Origin of the sequence: Arthrobacter sp. 4R501 (genome assembly GCF_002929755.1) — a bacterium.
Classification (GTDB): Bacteria; Actinomycetota; Actinomycetes; order Actinomycetales; family Micrococcaceae; genus Arthrobacter.
The window spans coordinates 1-17,767 of record NZ_PJIW01000006.1 but is presented as its reverse complement, the minus strand read 5'-3'; the positions used below and the strand labels follow the sequence as shown (position 1 = coordinate 17,767).

Annotated in this window: 21 protein-coding genes and 2 pseudogenes; 18 read left to right on the top strand and 5 right to left on the bottom strand. The window is 64.0% G+C overall.

The genetic code is table 11. The features are described 5' to 3' along the window. Positions 1–3: 3 nt before the first annotated feature. On the bottom strand, positions 4–516 hold the full coding sequence (locus CXR02_RS06975) for a universal stress protein (RefSeq protein WP_104061317.1): 513 nt from the start codon (positions 514–516) through the stop codon (positions 4–6). Between the two features lie 98 nt (positions 517–614). Between CXR02_RS06975 and CXR02_RS22830 the strand changes: the two are divergent. Together CXR02_RS22830 and CXR02_RS06965 are read left to right on the top strand one after the other, a co-directional pair. Next, positions 615–719: pseudogene (locus tag CXR02_RS22830) on the top strand (pyridoxamine 5'-phosphate oxidase family protein); the annotation flags it as partial. A 1-nt stretch (position 720) separates the two neighbouring features. Continuing rightward, on the top strand, positions 721–1,008 hold the full coding sequence (locus tag CXR02_RS06965; protein ID WP_258060846.1) for a pyridoxamine 5'-phosphate oxidase family protein: 288 nt from the start codon (positions 721–723) through the stop codon (positions 1,006–1,008). Positions 1,009–1,251: 243 nt separating this feature from the next. Here CXR02_RS06965 and CXR02_RS06955 read toward each other — a convergent pair whose 3' ends face one another. Beyond that, positions 1,252–1,674, bottom strand: a complete 423-nt coding sequence (locus CXR02_RS06955) for a pyridoxamine 5'-phosphate oxidase family protein (protein ID WP_104061316.1) — start codon at positions 1,672–1,674, stop codon at positions 1,252–1,254. Positions 1,675–1,744: 70 nt separating this feature from the next. Here CXR02_RS06955 and CXR02_RS06950 point away from each other — a divergent pair, with 70 nt between their 5' ends. After that, positions 1,745–2,374: a pyridoxamine 5'-phosphate oxidase family protein gene (locus tag CXR02_RS06950; RefSeq protein ID WP_308470668.1), complete on the top strand. Its 630-nt coding sequence runs from the start codon at positions 1,745–1,747 to the stop codon at positions 2,372–2,374. A gap of 18 nt (positions 2,375–2,392) precedes the next feature. Here CXR02_RS06950 and CXR02_RS22325 read toward each other — a convergent pair whose 3' ends face one another. Next, on the bottom strand, positions 2,393–2,644 hold the full coding sequence (locus CXR02_RS22325; RefSeq protein ID WP_104061315.1) for a hypothetical protein: 252 nt from the start codon (positions 2,642–2,644) through the stop codon (positions 2,393–2,395). Between the two features lie 234 nt (positions 2,645–2,878). Between CXR02_RS22325 and CXR02_RS06940 the strand changes: the two genes are divergently transcribed. Together CXR02_RS06940 and CXR02_RS06935 are read left to right on the top strand one after the other, a co-directional pair. Beyond that, complete coding sequence (locus CXR02_RS06940; protein ID WP_258060845.1) at positions 2,879–3,076, top strand: PfkB family carbohydrate kinase; 198 nt, start codon at positions 2,879–2,881, stop codon at positions 3,074–3,076. Positions 3,077–3,355: 279 nt separating this feature from the next. Continuing rightward, positions 3,356–4,102 carry a glucose 1-dehydrogenase gene (locus tag CXR02_RS06935; RefSeq protein WP_104061314.1) on the top strand — a complete coding sequence of 249 codons (747 nt, stop codon included), beginning with the start codon at positions 3,356–3,358 and terminating at the stop codon, positions 4,100–4,102. Between the two features lie 362 nt (positions 4,103–4,464). On the opposite strand, the gene CXR02_RS22820 is transcribed toward CXR02_RS06935, so the two are convergent. Continuing rightward, on the bottom strand, positions 4,465–4,824 hold the full coding sequence (locus CXR02_RS22820) for a hypothetical protein (protein ID WP_258060844.1): 360 nt from the start codon (positions 4,822–4,824) through the stop codon (positions 4,465–4,467). Between the two features lie 120 nt (positions 4,825–4,944). Between CXR02_RS22820 and CXR02_RS22815 the strand changes: the two genes are divergently transcribed. The 9 genes and pseudogenes from CXR02_RS22815 (at position 4,945) to CXR02_RS23250 (ending at position 12,005) form a co-directional block, all read left to right on the top strand. Beyond that, positions 4,945–5,088, top strand: a complete 144-nt coding sequence (locus CXR02_RS22815) for a polysaccharide deacetylase family protein (RefSeq protein ID WP_258060870.1) — start codon at positions 4,945–4,947, stop codon at positions 5,086–5,088. A gap of 42 nt (positions 5,089–5,130) precedes the next feature. Continuing rightward, the gene (locus tag CXR02_RS06915) at positions 5,131–5,556 is read left to right on the top strand and encodes a hypothetical protein (RefSeq protein WP_104061313.1); all 426 of its coding nucleotides are present in this window, start codon (positions 5,131–5,133) and stop codon (positions 5,554–5,556) included. Positions 5,557–5,620: 64 nt separating this feature from the next. Beyond that, a complete protein-coding gene (locus tag CXR02_RS06910; RefSeq protein WP_104061312.1) occupies positions 5,621–6,085 on the top strand; it encodes a hypothetical protein in 465 nt (154 codons plus the stop codon). Then, positions 6,082–7,776, top strand: a complete 1,695-nt coding sequence (locus CXR02_RS06905; RefSeq protein ID WP_104061311.1) for a DUF5671 domain-containing protein — start codon at positions 6,082–6,084, stop codon at positions 7,774–7,776. Before CXR02_RS06910 ends, CXR02_RS06905 begins: the two co-directional genes overlap by 4 nt. Before the next feature lie 37 nt (positions 7,777–7,813). After that, positions 7,814–8,680, top strand: coding sequence for a GyrI-like domain-containing protein (locus tag CXR02_RS23175; RefSeq protein ID WP_308470667.1), 867 nt, complete (start codon positions 7,814–7,816; stop codon positions 8,678–8,680). Continuing rightward, positions 8,647–10,128 (top strand): DUF5129 domain-containing protein, encoded by a 1,482-nt coding sequence (locus CXR02_RS06890; protein ID WP_308470666.1) that lies wholly within the window; start codon positions 8,647–8,649, stop codon positions 10,126–10,128. Before CXR02_RS23175 ends, CXR02_RS06890 begins: the two co-directional genes overlap by 34 nt. Positions 10,129–10,207: 79 nt before the next feature. After that, positions 10,208–10,672 (top strand): universal stress protein, encoded by a 465-nt coding sequence (locus tag CXR02_RS06885; protein WP_104061310.1) that lies wholly within the window; start codon positions 10,208–10,210, stop codon positions 10,670–10,672. After that, on the top strand, positions 10,669–11,523 hold the full coding sequence (locus CXR02_RS06880; RefSeq protein WP_104061309.1) for a universal stress protein: 855 nt from the start codon (positions 10,669–10,671) through the stop codon (positions 11,521–11,523). The genes CXR02_RS06885 and CXR02_RS06880 overlap by 4 nt, the downstream gene beginning before the upstream one ends. A 24-nt stretch (positions 11,524–11,547) precedes the next feature. After that, positions 11,548–12,005: pseudogene (locus CXR02_RS23250) on the top strand (pyridoxamine 5'-phosphate oxidase family protein). Between the two features lie 38 nt (positions 12,006–12,043). Here CXR02_RS23250 and CXR02_RS06870 read toward each other — a convergent pair. Further along, positions 12,044–13,945, bottom strand: coding sequence for a heavy metal translocating P-type ATPase (locus CXR02_RS06870; RefSeq protein WP_104061308.1), 1,902 nt, complete (start codon positions 13,943–13,945; stop codon positions 12,044–12,046). Positions 13,946–14,123: 178 nt separating this feature from the next. On the opposite strand from CXR02_RS06870, the gene CXR02_RS06865 reads away from it, so the two are divergent. From CXR02_RS06865 to CXR02_RS06850, 4 genes are read left to right on the top strand one after another with little or no spacing between them, the layout of a single operon-like run. Continuing rightward, positions 14,124–14,315, top strand: a complete 192-nt coding sequence (locus tag CXR02_RS06865; RefSeq protein ID WP_104061307.1) for a YegP family protein — start codon at positions 14,124–14,126, stop codon at positions 14,313–14,315. A gap of 1 nt (position 14,316) precedes the next feature. Next, positions 14,317–15,291 carry an ABC transporter ATP-binding protein gene (locus CXR02_RS06860; protein WP_104061306.1) on the top strand — a complete coding sequence of 325 codons (975 nt, stop codon included), beginning with the start codon at positions 14,317–14,319 and terminating at the stop codon, positions 15,289–15,291. 19 nt (positions 15,292–15,310) lie between these two features. Continuing rightward, positions 15,311–16,465, top strand: a complete 1,155-nt coding sequence (locus tag CXR02_RS06855; protein ID WP_104061305.1) for an ABC transporter permease — start codon at positions 15,311–15,313, stop codon at positions 16,463–16,465. Further along, entirely contained in the window at positions 16,462–17,628 is a 1,167-nt protein-coding gene (locus tag CXR02_RS06850) for an ABC transporter permease (RefSeq protein ID WP_104061304.1), read from the top strand. The genes CXR02_RS06855 and CXR02_RS06850 overlap by 4 nt, the downstream gene beginning before the upstream one ends. Positions 17,629–17,767: the final 139 nt, after the last annotated feature.

Here is a 17,767-nt window from a genome sequence, read left to right as displayed (position 1 = left end):
GGATCATGCTCCTTCGGGGATTCGTGATTTCGGGGCGGCCGCCGAGGCGTGTGCGGGGCGGGGCTGTGGGTTCACGGTGGGCCCGGGTGCCGGGACGACGAGGACGGGGCAGTGGGCGTGTGCGACACACGCCGTGGTGACCGAGCCCAGCAGCAGCTCGCGGAATCCTCCGTGTCCGCGCCGTCCCACAACGAGCAAGGAAGCGTGTTTACTGGCTTCAATCAGTGCGGGGCGGGGGGATCCGTGCACGAGTTTAGTGTTGACGTTTCGTGGCTGTTGGCGGCCGAAGGCTTCGGCCATGGCGTTGTGGAGGCCTTCGGCCACTGTGTGGGCGAACCCGTCGACCCCCATCGCGTCGTAGGCGGCAAACCCTGCCGGGAAGTCCCAGCACCCCCAGGCTTCGACGGAGGCGCCCAGTGGCAGGGCGAGTCGCTGGGCCTGACGCAGGGCCTCAACGGACGCCGCGGAGCCATCGACGCCGACGATGATCATGCCGCGCCTGGTGCCTGTGGCCATGGTGGCACCTTCCTCTTTGTCGCGTTGACGTTTCTCTAAGACTGGCGAACAATGACGGTACGTGACAGGGCCGAAAGTCACGGCATCGCCCCTGGTCCATCCGAATCGTCCCCACGTCGGTTACCGGACGCCGCTTTACCGTCACCCCTCCCCTGACATGGTGGAGCCCGTTGGACGACGCCACTCGGGCGGGACCCGAATAGCATGAACGAACCACAGGACCTCATCGAACGGCTCGCCCCGGACGAATGCCGGGAACTGCTCGGAAGCACCACCGTGGGCAGGCTCGCGGTGATCGTCGATCACCGCCCCGACATTTTCCCCGTGAACTATGTACTGGACCAAGGCAGCATCGTCTTCCACACAGGGGTCGGGACGAAATTCTGGGCCACCATGAAGGACCGGTGCCCTGGAAATCGGCGGCTACAGTGCTCAGACCGAGAAGGCATGGAGCGTCGTCGTGCGCGGCCAGCGAGTCGGCCGACGTCGTGATCATGCTCGATGACCTGTCCAAAACCGCCACCGTGGCCACCGGCCAGCGCACTATCCGCATCGCACGCACCAGCATCTGGACCGGCATCCTGCTCAGCATCAGCCTGATGCTGAGCAGGATCCCTTACGGCTACGTCCCCGCCGTAGCCGGCGCGCTCCTGCACGAACTCGTGGATCTCGCCACAATCCTGATCGCTCTCAGGGCACGCAGGGACGGGCGGTCCAGACTGGGACCCGCAACGATCAGTACCGTTCCGGTTCCTCGCCAAGTTCAAAGTGGCGGCCATGGATCCGGGTTGGAGCGATCTCCACATAGGTGTATTTGCGGGTCGGAATCCATGGCCTGAGAGGCAGCTTGTCAGCCTCGTCGATCTCCGTCTGCGACTCGATCGCCCTGGCCGTGCCGTGCAGCACCACGCTCCAGGCCTCATCGTCGAGCACGTCGTCCACTTCAAAGGCCACTTTGTCGTTCACCGTCAGCCCGGCCAGCTTGGTGCCCGGATTCGTGCGCAGGAGCAGCACCCCGTCGTGGGCCAGATAGTTGATGGGATAGATGTCAGGCTCACCCGCAACGCAGATGGCAAGGCGCCCATGCTGGCTTCGTTCCAGCACTGTCCACGATTCGGCGTCGGACAGCACGGTCCCGGGTCGTTCGTCACTTTCCATGCTGCCTGCTCCTGAGTTGGTGGGTGCGTCCTAGCTCGGATGAGATGACGCAGGTAGTACCCGAAAGCCTATGGCCGCTCCGTGGCCGCCGGCAGTGCCGAAGGTCCCTCTGGTCATGTTCAGCCGCCGGGTCTGGACAATCCTGGAACCGGGCTGCGACCAGGGCCTATGGGCCTACTCGCGGATCCGGTCAACGTGTAGGCTCGGCGCCATGGATGGTTCGTCGTCGGCACCGGAAACTGAAGCCCTGAGTGTTCATGACTGCTGGAAGTATCTCCGGTCCACTTCCACGTGCAGAATTGCGGTTGTCGCCGGCGGAAATCCGGAGATCTTCCCCGTGAACTTCGTGCCTAATTACGGAACGGTGATATTCCGGACGGGCCCGGGAACCAAACTCGATGCCGTGCTGTCCGGGGGGTTGCTCGCGTTGGAGGCCGACGGTTTCAACGCCTACGGCACGATTGCCTGGAGCGTCGTCGTCAAGGGATTTCCCGAGCTTGTTGCGGGCCACGATGACATACAAGAAGCCGTGGAGGCGGGTCTTTCGCCCTGGGAACCGGGATCCAAAGACCGTCTGGTGCGGGTCACACCCACGGAGATCAGCGGCAGGCGGTTTGTCATCAATGCACCCACGCGATGGTGGCCTGCGCTCGATTCGACATCGTCGCGGGGACACGGAACCAGCGGGCAAACAAGCTGATTAGGCCGCGTCCGGCTCTCAGGCTGGCCGGGTCAAGAGCGCCGGACCCTGGATGCCCAGCAGCACGGACTGAACGCCGGGTGTCCAGGACTTCATGCAGGACCAGCCCAGGGTATTTGACTTCACCACGCCGATGTCGTGGAGAACGGCGCTCGACGACGCAACGCGGGCAGGACTGGGGTAGTCCGTTCCAGCGCTTAGGCGAGCCGCGTGCCAGTCGATCCACAACCGAGGATGAACCAAACGCCAGACCGCGTACTCCTTGGTCATCACACATCAGGCATTGTCCCGCTGGTGGCTGTTTCGCCTGCGGGGAGCCAGCGGCCTTGGTTTGGGCGAAGCCTCCACGGCAAGTCTCGTGGACCGCGTTCGCGCGCCGCTTGGACTCTTGCTCGCAGCTGGGCTTGTGGCGGTCTATCACTTCGGGTTGTGGGGACGTGAACACGCAATGACCGTACTGATCGGGCGGGGGTCACGAACAAATAAAAGGCAGGACCAACGGGTGTGGTCATTCACTTCGAGATCCCCGCAGACGACGAAGCCGCGAGTTTCATCCGCTTGCCCGCTCCGTCGGTGTCGGTGGTCAGCGCCGTCGGCGCCGGTGACAGTTTCCTGCGTGCATTTGTGTTGCGGCTCGCACAAGGTCGCCCTGTTGAGGCGCGTTCACGATGGCTGGGGCCGCGGGAAGCGCAACAGAAATGACGCCAGCAACGGAACCGTGTGATCGCCGCGCCATCGAACGTCTGGAGGCAGCACTCGCCTTTGTGAGTGACACCAACCGTAAGGCCCGGGTCTGTGACTTTCGGCCCTGTTGTGCGCCAAGCAACCGGCGAATCATGGATCAGGCAGCGAATGGAACTTCGGACACCCCTCCCTCAGCTGCGGCGTCCAGCCAAGCGTTGGGCCCTCGAGCCTTCCGGCCAGCTTCGACGCAAGCCTGCAGAATCACCGCTATCCTCGGCATGGAATTAGGAGCATCACATGGAACGCGTCATCGACAAGGTAGCCCTGGTCAGCGGGGGTGCACGCGGCATTGGAGCCGCGGCGGCGGCGAGGCTGCACGGCGAAGGGGCAAAGGTTGTCATCGGCGATGTGCTGGATGAGGAAGGGAAGGAAACCGCCGAGCGCATAGGCTCCGGCGCCCTCTACGTTCATCTGGACGTGACCAATCCGAGCGACTGGGAGGCCGCGGTGAAGGCCGCCGTTGAGACATTTGGGGGTCTGAACATCCTCGTAAACAACGCAGGGATCGTGAACTTCGCATCGATCGAGGACTACACATTGGAGCAATGGAATACCGTCATCGGGGTCAACCTGACCGGCACGTTCAATGGGATCAAGGCCGCGATACCGGCCCTCAAGCAATCCAAAGGAGGGGCCATCATAAACATTTCCTCAATTGCCGGCATCCGCGGCTATGAACAGATTCCCGGATACACTGCCTCGAAGTTCGGCGTGCGTGGCCTCACCAAGAGTGCTGCCCTGGACCTCGGCCGCCATGGCATCAGAGTCAATTCCATCCATCCTGGCGTCATCTCCACCCCGATGACAGCAGGAATGGCGATCGACATGAGCCACGTGGCGCTCGGCCGCATGGGCCATCCAGGGGAAGTTGCGGACCTCGTCCTGTACTTATCATCCAACGAATCCTCGTTCGTTACCGGTGCCGAGTTCGTCATCGATGGTGGCGATACCGCAGGAATAGTAACCCCGCCCGAGGCAGCGTAGCGCCCACACCAGCAAAGTCTAAGAAAGGAATGTGGGCGGTTTCATCATGACGGTCCTCGTTGCCTATGTAAGTGCGCTGGGTTCCACCCGGGAGTAGCCCAACGGATGGCCTCCCGTTTGGCAGTTGGACTGGTCGACGTCGAGTGCCGGTCCGTGGAGGAGGTCGATTCTGTGTCCGGCTACGAAGTCGTGGTCGTAGCGCCATCCGTAACCAGGCGGGGCTCCCCCCGGCCAAGGATTTCTTCGGCCGTTTTGTACCCGAACGACCCGTCTGGGCCCGGTCAACCACCTGCAACCCTTCCTCGATCTCGAGGTACGCGGTCACGCATCCTCATGGCAGGTGAGGGGCTCCGCATGATGGCTCATGACGAAATTCGGCCCATCACCGAGGTCACAGCTGCGCCGGTGACGCTGCAACACAAGCTCTGCGCCCTGAGCAGCAGCTCGGACTCGACGCGTGCTCCTCGGCCGCCTGTTTCGAACAGCGGGCCAGCAGCCGTGACATTGCCAACATCCGGTAGCGGACGACGGCGCGTGGTTGCCGTCGCGGTGGTGCTCGCCGTCGTGACCGCTGTGGTGATCGCTGTGGTGATCGCTGCCCAGCCCGGCAGGCCGCCGCCCGTGACCGTACCTCCTGTCCCGGAGCCGACCCAGCCGGAGCCGACACAGCCGGAGCCGACACAGACCGAGACATCCGCTCCGCCGCCGGCTGAGCCGGTCACGCCGTCGCTGAGAGGCCAGGACCTGACGGTTCTCCCGGGCGCAGGGCGCGCGGTGGCGCTGACGCCGGGCCCAACGCAGCGGGCTTGCCGAGAATACTGTCAACGCTGTCCGCAAAAGGAGTGGCCGGCACCTTCTTCCTGACGGGGAGCTGGGCTGCCACGAATCCTGGAGGAGTCAGCGAGATCGTTGCGGCAGGACATAGCGTGGGCAACCACTCCATGACGCATCCCGGATTCAGTAGCCTCTCCTATGAGTGCTCTTGAACCGATAGGGCACTGGACGGCGCCGGCCCCATAGGAGGAAACATGCGCAGAGCCTCACTGCTCGTCGTGCTCGGCATGGTGGCCCTGACGTCGATCATCGGCGGGAAAGTAATGGTCGTGGGCACACTGCTTGGCCCGGAGCGCCTGGGCATTCCATCCGACATGGCACTCCCCCTGGAACTCCTCCAGGGTTCGCCATTCAGCACCTACCTGGTTCCAGGGCTCCTGCTCGCGCTCATTGTCGGCGGAATCCACTTGGGCGCGTTCATCCTGCTCATCCGTCGCCATCCGTGGGCGCCCCTAGCCAGTGCGACGGCGGGCTTTTCGATCCTCATCTGGATTTTCATCCAGATGGTATTCGTGCCCTTCAGCATTCTCCAAGCCGTGTACTTCGCCGCCGGACTGGCTGAGCTTGGCTTTCTCCTCCTGCTACTGGATCTCATTGACCGGCAGGACAGAAGGATGTGAGCTGGGCCGAAATAGGGCCGGAAGACACATACGAAGGGGGCAACCCGTAGGCCATACTGGCGGCATGAACGCAGCGCCGGGAAAGCCCGACCGGATTCTCCTCGCCATCGTGTCCGCTATTGTGCTGTTGGTAATAGTCGCACTGGCAGTCGTTTTCACACGCGGCGATCCAGAGGCACTGGACGGGTCGACACCCCAGGGAGTCGTCCAGCGGTACAGCACCGCGGTCATCGACGGCGATCCGGCCACAGCCAATTCCTACCTCACGGAGGCAGCCAATTCCTTATGCGCCGACCACCGTGAAAACGGCCCGCTGCCTACCCGCGTGGTCCTGATCTCGACCACCGAAAAAGGCAACTCGGCTCTCATAAAGGTCTCCGTGGTCAGTTCAGGTTCGGGCGGTCCGTTTGGACCGTCCGAGTACGAGATGGAGGATCGTTTCTCCCTGGTGAAGACCGATGGCAAATGGCTCGTGGACCAGGCACCGTACCAGCTCCTGTCGTGCACCGGATCGTCAGTGAAGCCATGACTTTCCAAGTGCCGACGACAATTTCAGCGGCAGGTTCCGCCCAACTCACCCTCCGCCGCCTGATCCTCTACGTGCTGCTGTTCGCCTTGGTGGTGATCGCGGCGGTAGGGCTCAGCGGTCTTTTGGAGCGCCTGTTCCGCACGGGCGCGGTGCTGGCGTCAACCGATGTGGCCGGTGTTGCCCGTTCCCTGGCGTTCACGCTGATCGGAGGACCGCTCGCCGCGCTTTTGTGGTGGGTTGTCTGGAAAAGGCTCGACGACGGCGCGGAGCGCAGCTCAGTGGGGTGGGGCCTGTACTTGTCTGCCGTCTACGCGGTCTCACTGATGGCGTCTGTGACGGCCTTCCTCGGGATGGCGGCGTCGTTCATCGGCCGGGCGGAACCTCAATGGTATTCGCCCTTGTCGGGTGGGCTTGTCTGGGCCGGCATCTTCGTCTGGCACCGCTGGATGTGGCGGCACCCCGTCAAACATCCAGTCCACCTTGAGGATGTTCCGGCGGTGATCGGTTCGGTCTTCGGGCTGGTGGTGGGCGCGGTTGCCGCCATCACGGCGTTGGGCGGCCTGCTTGACGTCGCAATCCGGGGGTACATCAGCCTCACCCCCGGCGGGGACGCGTGGTGGCAGTCGGTGCTCCGGGCGATGGTTTGGGCCATCGGCGGAAGTATCGTATGGCGGTGGCACTGGCTTCGGGGCGGCGGGCGAAAACTGGACACCACTCTGGTGGATGTGGCGTTGATTGGCGTGGGGATCTTCGCGGCGGGCATCACCGCACTCGGTGGCGCCGGCGTCGTGGTTTTTGTGCTCCTCAGAACGGCATTCGATCCGGGTGAGCCGATGAACGAACTGCTGGCCCCGCTGGGTCCAGCCATGGCCGCCGCTGCCGTCGGTGCTTTGGTGTGGCGCTATCACCGCGTCAGCGGGGCTCATCGGTCTGTTGCCACCCGGCGTGCGAGTCGGCTGGTGACGTCGGGGGTTGCCTTGGCAGCGGCTGCGTCCGGCGTCGGCGTAGTCATCAATGCTTCGCTTGCCGTGGCCGTTTCACCCCTCGCGGGCACCGGCACACGAACCCTCCTGCTGGGAGGTATCAGTTCCCTCATTGTGGGCGGTCCGGTCTGGTGGCGGGCGTGGCGACCTACGCGGCAACCGCGAACCGCGGACTCCATTCCGCCAGGCAGGCGTGTTTACCTCGTTGCGTTCTTCGGCATCAGCGCCGTGGTGGCGCTGATCGCCCTCCTCGTCATTGGCTACCGGCTCTTCGAGTTTCTGCTGGGTGAGGTAACCGGAGGCAGCCTCCTGGACCGTATCCGCACGCCGCTCGGCCTCCTGGTGGCGGCCGGCTTCGTTGCGGCTTATCACTTTGCCCTGTGGCGCCGCGAACACGTCCTGGCGGCCTCTTCCCCGCCGAGGGCGCACACCGTCGACCAGGTCACATTAGTGACCGCCTCCTCTCCGGAACCCTTATCCAAAGCAATCACCGACGTGACCGGCGCCAAAGTCACCGTGTGGAGAAGGGCCGACGCGGCACAGGAAAAACCGCCCACAGACGGCGCCCTGCCGGCTGAACAGGAGCTGGTCGAACACGTGCTGAACGCAATTGCTGGCGTCACGGCCAAGCGCATTCTGCTGGTGATCGGTCCGGCTGCCGGTCAGGGGACCGGGATCGACGTAATTCCCCTGGAAACAGCAAGATAAGCGCAATAAACGCCCCCACTTCAGAAAGGTGAGTCCAATGGGTGGAGTAGTGCATTTCGAAATCCCCGCAGACGACGAAGAACGCGCCAGGGAGTTTTACAGATCGGTGTTCGGCTGGAGCTTCCAGGTGCTGCCGGAGATGGAATACAGCCTGGCCATGACCACACCGGTGAACGACCAGGGCAGGGCCACGGAGACCCGGTCCATTAACGGAGGGATCTTCCGCCGCGGAGACATGCTCCAGGCCCCGGTGGTCACGATCGATGTCGAGGACATCGATGCTGCGCTTGAGCAGATAAGCCGTCTCGGAGGCGGGACGATACGGGGCACGATGGAAGTTCCCGGTTCCGGCTGGAATGCCTACTTCCGGGACAGCGAAGGAAATGTGATCGGACTCTGGCAGAACGCGGCAACTAACGCCCAGGCACGGTCCATGGATGCAGTGAACCCGGAACCAACAACAGTCCACTGCGCCGAGCAGCCAACCGCCGTCCTGCGGGAAAGAGTCGCCATGGATGCACTACCGGAGTTCTTCAGCCGCGCGTTCGCCGCCGTGGCTGCGGAAGCCCAGAGACAAAACGTCCAACTGGCCGGACCGCCGTTTGCCCTCTACCGCGGGACGCCCACCCAGACGGTCGACGTCGAAGCCGGCTTTCCGGTCAGGGGCACCCTCGCGGACACCGGGACGGTGGTGATCAGTACCCTTCCCGAGGCCGAGGCTTTCGAAGCAATGCACATAGGACCCTACGACACGCTGCCTCAGACCTACGCCGCCCTCCAGGACCAGATGAAGAAGGCCGGAAAGACGCCTTCTGACACGATGTGGGAGTACTATCTGAACGGGCCACCATCCGAGCCCGATCCGCAGAAGTGGCAAACGAGGATCGTTTGGCCGGCCACCTGATGCTGAAGAAGTTCAGGCTGCTGCTGCTGCTGGTGTTTGCGGTACTGCTCGGCAGCAGCCCCGCAGCCTGCGCGGTCACGCCTGTCGACGTCGTTGTGGAGGACTGGGCGGGAGTACTGGACCTCAACACCCTGGTCCCTGCCATCAATTCGATCGAGTTCCACTCCCCTACCAAAGTGGCTTTGTACACCTACAACGGGAGCACTGCGGACAACCTGAACGAAGAGGTCCTCAGGTTTGCCCGGACCGAACACCCGGAATGGATCAGCCCCGACGGGCAGAAGTGGGCAGACGGGCTCTTCATCTTCGCACTGGATCCCGTGGGCCGGCATGTGGGCACCTACATGGGCGAGGACCGCAAGGTCTCGCTGGAACAACGCGATGACATGCAGAGCGCTGCCAAGGATCTCCTGCGGGACGCCCAATGGACGGACGGGACCATCGCCGGAGTCCGGCGCGGCGCTGAACTGATCAACCAGCCCTGGTACCAGTCAGCTGCCTTCGTGATCACCTCGTGGGTGATCGGAGCGGCCGCCGCTCTCGGCGCCGGCGCGTGGTTGACAGTCCGGGCAGTGACCAGGGCCGGCAGCCGGAAGGAACTGGAACGCGGAGACAGGAGCTACGCCAGCGTAAGTATGGATCTGGACGTCACTGAACTGAATGCCAGCACCATCCCGGAGTCCTCCCTCTACGGCAGCAGCGTCTTGGAGAAGCACCGCAACTTCCGCACCCGGTACGGCGCCGCCACCGAGCTGTCGAACCGGGTACATGCCCTCACACCGAAGGCGCTGGCCCGCCGATCCAGCCTTAAGCTCGCGCGGGAGTATGCCGATGCGGCCGCTGAACTGGACGCTCTGGACGACGTCATCGCGGACAGTAACGCGTTGTTGAACCGGGCCAGCACCTGGCCCACCGCCTGGGACCGGCAGCTGGCACCCTTCCGCAGCGACCTCGCCGGCCTCGAACAACTTCTCAGCAAGCGTCACGGGCAGGGCGGCTCCGCCACCGCTGCCTCCCTCAGGTTCTTCCGCGACCAGAGCCTGGAGGAGGTAGAGCGCTGGACCGCCCAACTTGCAGGCGGGACGATCACACCGGAAACGGCGTTGAACCACCTTCGTGACGCCCGCAGCCGTCTGTCCAACCTCTTGAAGGAGCACGCGGAAGCCGTGATCGAGGGCTTTGCCAAGACGGAGCGCGAAGCCAAACTCATGCGCAGGGAGATGGAGAATGCGCAGGAAGGCACGGACCGCCACGACAGGCGAACTTACGAACCCAGCATCCTCGGCACTGTCTATCCGTCCTACTATTTCTTCTCGGTTCCTGCCTTCAACTCCGGCCTGAACACCGGCGTCGGCAGCGTCAGCTCGGCCCGGGGCGGAGGCGGAAGCACAGGCTACGGCAGCAGTGGCGGTAGCTTTTCCGGCTCAGGCAGTTCGTCGAGTTTCTAAGTGACTTTCGGCCCTACAGCTCCGCTGCTGTCTGCCGCAGGCTGGAGAGGCAGCCAGCGCGTACTGAAGGGAACCTGTCATGGAGGAGTCAGCGTCAGATAGTGCCATGTTCGTGGTGGGGGTGGACGGGTCGGAGGCCTCGGTGGAAGCACTCCGGCAGGCCCAGCGGCTGGCTGTCCCGCTTGGAGCCAAGGTACTGGCCACCGCCTACTGGGATGATCCGCAGGTATACGCCGGATATGTGGCGATGGGCATAGACCGCTTCGAGGAACGCGTCATGATCATCCTCACCGAAGCCCTGGAACAGGCCTTCGGGCAGGAGATTCCGCCGAACGTCATTCCACGAGTCGTCCGGGGGCACCCCAGGGACTCCCTTCTAGACGCTAGCCGACACGCGGACATGATCGTTGTTGGCAGGCGCGGCCACGGAGGATTCGGAGGCCTGCTTCTGGGATCCGTCAGCTCAGCCTGTGTGGCCCATGCGCACTGCCCCGTCCTAGTTGTTCATAGCCCCGACCCAGACAAAAAGGGAGACCAGCCGTGAGAACGTCTAAACCGATCGCCGTCGCCACCAACGACTCTCCGCAAAGCCAGGCAGCCGTGCAGTGGGCGGCCCGCCGGGCTTCCCACGCTGGCCTGCCGCTGATCGTTCTGCACGTTGTTGACGACCGTTGGATGGCCGAACCCATCCCGTGGACCGCGATCCTGGTGGAGAAGGGCGAAGAACTGCTGGAAGCCGCTGCCGGGCGCGTGAGGGGCACAGTCCCGATTGAGACCACCACGAAACTTCTGGAAGGCAGCGTTGCCGGCTCGTTACGTAAGTACTCCACCCAGGTGTCGATGCTGGTGGTCGGGTCCGGTGCCGCCCATTTGGGTGGTTCGCTGACCGACCGTGCACTACAGGTCGCCGCCGCAGCGAAGTGCCCGGTTGCGGTCATCGGAATTCAGGAGCCAGAAGGCGGGCGGGGCGTCGTCGTGGGCGTTGACGGGTCCGAAGAATCCACCCAGGCCGTTGCCTACGCTGCCGCGGAGGCAGACCGGGAGGGCCAGGAGCTGACGGTCGTTCATGCCTTCAGCGGACCTGACCGGTGGATCGACAGAGGAGCTCTCACGGAGAACCTCGCCCAGCGAATTGAGGACGAGGAGCAGGTGGTTCTGTCCGAAACAGTCTCCGGCCTGGCCGAGGATTACCCGGACCTTGTGGTCCACAAAGTCCTGGAAACCGAGATGGAGCCGGCCGCAGCTCTCGTAAAGGCCGCCGCTGGAGCCCAGATGCTGGTGGTGGGAAGCCGGGGCCGGGGCGGATTCAAACGGCTGCTGCTGGGTTCCACAGCTCACGCGGTTCTGACCCATTTGCCGTGCCCAACGGTGATAACCCCAATCCACCGCAGCTAACTCCAGATGTAGTAGCCTGCGAGCATGCAAAGCAACGCTTCGGGACCTCAGACGGAAATCCTCAACGTTCATGACTGCTGGAAATACCTCCGATCAGCTTCGGTCTGCCGGGTTGCTGTCACCACTGACGGTGAGCCCGAAATTTTCCCCGTGAACTACATCCCCGATTACGGGACCGTAGTGTTCCGCACCGCCCGGGAACCAAGCTGGACGCGGTGCTCGGCGGCAGTCCCATCGCGTTGGAAGCGGACGGCCTCAATACCTACGGGACTATCGCCTGGAGCGTCGTCATCAAGGGCACCGCTGCAGTTGTGGACTCGCAGGAGGATTTCCAGGAGGCCGCCGATGCAGGGCTCTCGCCTTGGGAGGCCGGAAGCAAGGATCATCTGGTGCGCGTAACGCCCTCCGAGGTCAGCGGCCGGAGCTTCGTGATCAATCCCCCGTCGCGCTGGTGGCCGCCGCTGGACGCCGGGCAGCTCTGACGTCCAGGCAGGCACAGAGCAGCTCACGACGTCGGTGCTCACCTCACGCCGGCGACGCTGACTGGCCTGCCTCCTACCGCCGTCGTGTTTCCCCTTCCTCCACTTCGGAGGGCCCGAAGCGCGTTGAGGATCGTGGCCAGGTCGACCAACTCCTGGAGGAGTGCGCCCGCAACAGCGGGAATGCAGCCAAAGGCTGCCGCAACCATCAGTCCGACGCTGAGCAGGATGCCCGTCCAGATGCTCGCCAGCGCTATCCGGATGGTGCGCTGGCCAATTTCGACGGCAAGCGCTGCTTTCGATAGATCGTCAAGCATGATGACGACGTCGGCCGACTCACTCGCCGCGGTTGATCCCCTGGCGCCCATGGCGACACCGACGTCGGCGGCGGCCAGGACCGGGGCGTCGTTGACGCCATCGCCCACCATCATGACAGGGCGTTTCCGCAGTCCTGCCACGATGGAAACTTTGTCACCGGGCAAGCAGCCTGCCTGGACCTGGGTGATCCCGGCCTGGGCAGCAATCTGTTCTGCCGTGGGCAGGGCGTCGCCAGTCAGCAGAAGCGTTTCCTGGATGCCCAGCCGGCGCAAGCCAGCCAGGGTGTCCACCGCATTATCCCGCAGCGGGTCGCTCATAATCAGCGCTCCCCCGAAGCGTCCGTCCACACCCACATAGACCGCAAGTTGTCCGCCGGCCACGTCGGCCTCCTCAAAACCAGAAGTGACAGACCGGACAAAGTCAGGTTTGCCCACCACCACCCGATGGTCGCCGCACGTTGCAGTGACTCCCTGCGTCGCGTGTTCGTTCGCGTCGCTTCCCGGCAGGAGCTCGAGGCCGCGTTGCCGGGCGGCCTCAATCACCGAAGCGGCAAGCACATGGGAGGAGTACTGCTCTGCCGAAGCGGCAAGCTGCAGCAGCCGGTCCTTGCTGACCAGCCCGGCTTCCGCATTCGGCATCCTGATGCCATGCAGTGTTGGCCGGCCGTGGGTGAGCGTGCCGGTTTTGTCGAACACGGCCGTCTGCACCCGGGCAAGCTGTTCGAGGGTGCCGCCGTTCTTAATGATGATCCCCGAACGGGCGGCCCGGCTGGTGCCGGCAAGGAACGCCACCGGAGCGGCAATGAGCAGCGGACAAGGGGTAGCGACCACAAGAACCTGGGCAAAGCGCGCCGGGTCCTGGCTGAAATACCAGCCCACGCCGGCCAGGGCGAAGGCCAGAATCGTGAACGGAATGGCGTATCTGTCGGCCAGCCGGACCACTGGCGGCCGGCTCGATGCAGCTTCCTGGACCAGGGCCACAATCTGGCTGTACTGTGAGTCCTTCGCCGTGGATGTCGCTGTCATGGTCACAGCGTTATCGCCGTTAACGGATCCGCTGAGCAGCGTGTCGCCCGTCATGTGTTCCACCGGCAGGCTCTCCCCCGTCAACATGGATTCATCGAAGCTGCCGGTGGCGGTAAGGAGCAAACCGTCTACGGGCACCACCTCCGACGGTTTGATCAGGAGGAAGTCTCCGGGGCGGACTGCTGCGGCGGGGATATCCTCGGGCGGACCGCCGTTCCGCTCCCGGTGGGCCGTCTGGGGGGTGCGTTCGAGCAGGGACCTCAGCTCGCGCGTCGCCCTTCCTTGGGCGATGTCTTCCAAGGCTTCACCCCCGGCAAGCATGAGCACAATGATCAGGGCCGCCACGTATTCGCCCACGGCCACGGTAGCGCCGATGGCCGTCACGGCAAGGAGGTCAATCCCCCACCGGCCACCCAGCAACGCCCTGACCATGGAGCCGGACCGGATGACGGCCACCAGAAGCGCGTAAACACTTGCTGTCCATCGGGCCGCCGGGTACTCCCCGGCTGCCAGCAACACGGTGACGACTCCCCCGACCGCCAGTGTGGCGGCAACCAGCGGGAAACGCACAATCGCGGCCCTGAGGGCTATTGGACTCATGGACACGACCTTAGGGCCGGCTGGCGGCCACGGCTAGGGGCCTTCGGACCCATTGGGTCCGACTTTAAGAGACGTTCCGGGACCTTTGTCCCTGACGGTGTAAGTCCCGTTCTGGAAGCATAGGCACAACTACCGCCGCCCATCACCCGAACGACGAAGTTTTGCAAGGAGTAAGCGCATGGCAGGATCATTCGAATTATTCACGGATGAGGAATCAAAGGTGCGGTTCACGCTTGTGGCACCGGACGGGACGGTGCTCGCCGTTTCCGGGCCGTACCCGGATAAACGCCACGCCGCTGTCGCCATCCAAGATGTCCGTGAATGCGCCGGAACCGGTCACATCAAAGATCTCTGTCCCGCAGGCACCTGACATGCGTGAAACGGCGACGGCGGACATCAAGACCCGCACCGAGGAAGTTCTGGCAGTCAACGGTCTGGTAAAACGCTATGGCGAACGAACGGTCGTTGATCAGGTTTCTTTTACCATCCAAGCGGGCGAGACCTTCGGCCTCCTCGGGCCCAACGGTGCAGGCAAGACCACAATCATCTCCATGGTGGCCGGGCTGATCGCGGCCGACGCCGGGTCGGTCACTGTGGTTGGCGAAGCCATGGCTCCGACGTTGACGCGCCCTAAGGGACATATTGGCTTGGTTCCCCAGGAGCTCGCGATCTATCCGGACCTGTCCGCAAGGGAAAACCTGCGGTTCTTCGGCCGACTGCAGGGACTGCACCGCAAGGAACTGAATACAAGGACAAACGAGGTGCTGGAACTCATCAGGCTGGCCGACCGGGCCGGTGAACAGACGAAGAAATTTTCAGGTGGGATGAAGCGCCGGCTGAACATCGGGATCGGCCTGCTCCACCGTCCCACCTTGCTGATTCTCGACGAGCCTACGGTGGGCGTTGATCCACAGTCCCGGAACTCCATCCTGGAGTCGGTAGAGGGCCTGGCCACGGAGGGCATGGCGGTGCTCTACACCACGCACTATATGGAAGAAGCGGAACGGCTGTGTGACCGCATCGCCATACTTGACGAAGGCCGTGTCCAGGCTGAAGGGACAAGGGACCAACTGATCAGGCTGACCGGCGGGGTGGACCGCATCAACCTTCGTGGCAGCGGCAACACGAGCGCGGCAGCGGCAGCCCTGAAGGCCCTGCCCGGCGTGCAGCATGTCGACGGCGGGGGGACAGGCCTCATTCTCACCGTCCGGGACGGACCGAGTGTCATGCCAGCCATTGTCACTGGAGCGGGCACAGCGGGAATGGCGGTGACGTCGGTGGAGATTGCCAGGCCGGACCTGGAATCCGTCTTCCTGCACCTCACCGGCAAGGCCCTGAGGGATTGAAGTGCGTAACATTTGGACGATGGTTGCGAATGACCTCAGGCAACGTATCCGCGATAAATCTGTCTTCATTTTCTCGCTTGTTGTGCCGCTGTCCCTCATGGGTGTCCTGAATCTGGCTCTCGGCGGGTTAGGCGCGGATAGTGTCGAGCTGAAGCCGGCCACGGTGATTGCCAGTAATGAAGACGGCGGACAGCTTGGTGGCGCCCTGATCAGTGCCCTTGACTCGCTGGAGATCATGGATCTCACGGTCAGGGAAGTTTCAGCCGCTGCTGTCCGTCAGGAAACGCAAGACAGCGGCGCCGATCTCGGCCTGGTCATCCCCGCGGACTTCACTGCCGCCGTCACGTCGGGCCAGGCTGTGTCCGTGCAGGTGGTCGAGGGCGACCGGCTGGGCATCGAAACCGACGTCCTCATCTCAGCGGTGGACAGCCTCCTTGACCAGTTTGGCGCCGGAACAGTCACGGCGGCGGCAGGAGAGCGGGCCGGACTCCCCCACGACGTCGTCGCAGCCCTCGGCCAACGGACTGCCACCGGCACACCGGTGCTGACCTTGTCTGAGGGTACGGCATCTGCTGAACAGCTCTCGTTGCGAGGAAGCCTGGTTGCGGGGCAAACCGGGCTCTTCCTCCTTTTCACCGTGGGATTCGGGGTCCTGGGGCTGTTGGCGGAACGGGAGCAGGGCACGTTGGCCCGCCTCAAGTCGACTCCTGTGGCGCCAGGTTCAATCATCGCTGCCAAAGCCCTGGTGGGGTTCATTCTGGGCATCGCAGCGACAACAGTCCTGCTGACCGCCGGTGCCACACTGTTCGGAGTGTCCTTCGGCTCACCGCTGGTGGTGGGATCCCTCGTGATCGGCGTAACGGCAGCGGCTACCAGCATGACGTTCATCGTCGCCCGCATGGTCCGCACCGCAGAACAGGCAAATGTTGCCCAGTCCATCCTCGCGATGGTGCTCGGCATCGCCGGAGGCGCTTTCTTTCCGGTCGAAGCTTCCGGGGGCGTTGCCACCCTCATGGACTTGAATCCGATAGGCGCCTTTATCCGCGGCTTGGGCATCTCAGCGGGGGGCGGCGGGCTGGCCGATGTGGTGGTCCCGCTATCCGTCATGCTGGGATTCGCCGCCGTGTGCACGCTGGCCTCCCGGCTGGTACCGGACCGGGGCGCCCGGGCATGAGCACCATCCTGGCCGTTGCGGGCGTGGAGGTCCGGCGCTTCCTGCGGGACCGGTCCAACATCTTTTTTGTGTTCATCTTCCCGCTGCTGCTGATACTGCTGCTTGGCTCGCAGTTCGGTGCCGCCAGCGGACAGTCGCATGTGTCGCTGGCCGGAGGAGCAGGGACCGAACTGGAGCAGCGATTGGCCAGCCGGCTGACGGCGGACGGACTCCGGGTCACGTCCGGAGGCGCGGACGCTGTGCGGGCCGACCTGAGCCGGGGTCGTACCGACGTCGGCGTCTTCATAAGCGATGCCGCCGCCATGGCATTTGATGACGGCCGGCCCGCTGATGTGGAAGTGGTGATGGCATCACAGTCTGCCGCGCAGGCTGCGCTTCAGTCGGTGCGCGCCTCGGTGCAGGCAGTCGACGCCGGGCAGCGCCAGCTTGCCGCCATCGAGGCAGCAGGCGTCGGCCATGTTGAAGCAGCCGCGGCACTGGAAGCGGCCCGGGATGCCGTGGAGCTGCCGCGCCTGGAGATCGTGGACACCAACAATGTGACCCAGGAATTCACGGGATTGGGCCAGTTCGATCTGGGCGCCGCCCAACAGCTTCTGTTGTTTGTTTTCCTGAGCTCCCTCACCGGAGCGGCAACACTGATCCAGGCCCGGCGCCTCGGCGTCATCGCGCGCATGATGTCAGCTCCCGTCACAAGCTGGCAGGCCATTGCCGGGCAGTCCTTGGGGCGCTTTGGGATCGCAGTGGTCCAAGGCGGCTACATCATGCTCGGGACCGCGCTGCTGTTTGGCGTCGACTGGGGCAATGCGCTCCTGGCCGGCCTCATCCTGGTCCTGTTTGCGGCAGTCTCCGCCGCGGCCGCCATGGTGATCGGCTCTGTCCTGGACAACGACGCCGCAGCTTCCGGCGTCGGAGTGGGCCTGGGCCTGGTACTGGCGGGCCTGGGAGGTTCCATGGTGCCCCCGGAGTTCTTCTCTGAAACTCTTCAGACCGTTTCGCGGGCCACCCCGCACCGCTGGGCCTATGACGCTTTCGCCATAGTCCAGCGACACAACGGCGGGTTTGTCGACATCCTGCCTCAATTGGCGGTCCTCGCCGCTATGGCCGCGGCGCTGCTGGTACTGGGGGCCCTGCTGCTTCAACGGAGCCTCAACCGCGCGCTGTAGGACCATCCGGTGGGGATGGTGGGCGCACCGTATTAGCGTCGCCCGCACCTGGAAAACGCTCGTGGACTTCCCGGGCGCCCTGGTCCAGGCGGAACGGCGGGTATTCATCCCGCATCAGGGCCGTGTAGGTAACGACCCG